1 protein-coding gene is annotated in these 644 nt (G+C 68.3%); it reads right to left on the reverse strand.

The genetic code is table 11. From position 1 onward, the window contains the following. Positions 1-91: 91 nt before the first annotated feature. A partial coding sequence (locus ACZYOF_RS44195) for an IS110 family RNA-guided transposase (RefSeq protein ID WP_463719651.1) occupies positions 92-644 on the reverse strand: 553 nt, incomplete at its 5' end.

Here is a 644-nt window from a genome sequence, read left to right on the forward strand (position 1 = left end):
TGTCTCGCCTCGTTGATTGATCGATCGCTCCATCTGCTCTTGCAGCTTCCGGGTCGGCCGGCGCGCGAGCCCGCCGGTCGGCCAATCTTTGTCAGGCGGCGGTTGCCGGCATGGCATTCATCCGCGCCGCGTCGTAGCTCTCGCCGGTCACCATCAGCTTCCAGGCGATGCGGGCCACCTTGTTGGCGAGCGCCACGGCGGCCAGCTTGGGCGGCTTGCGCTTGAGCAGCGCGACCAGCCAGCCCCAGGGATGGCCACGGCCGTGCCGCGCCTGCTGGATCACCGCGGTCGCCCCGACCACCAGCAGGCGGCGCAGGTCCTCGTCGCCGGCCCGCGTGATCTTGCCGAGCCTGGTCTTGCCGCCGGTGGAATGGTCCTTTGGTGTGAGGCCGAGCCAGGCGGCAAAGTGCCGGCCGGAGCGGAACGCGGCTGGATCGGACGTCTTCATTACCATCCTGGTCGCAATGATCGGGCCGATCGAGGGGATCTGCGCCAGGCGCCGACTGAGGGCATTGGCCCGGTGCCAGGCCAACAGCTTGGCCTCGATCTCCTTCAGCTCGGTCCCGAGCCTTGCGTATTCACGCCCCTGCACCACGAACAGCTCACGCGCCAGCTCCGGAAGATTCTCGTCCTGCGCAATCCGC

It is taken from the genome of Bradyrhizobium sp. LeoA1Lang, assembly GCF_055413685.1.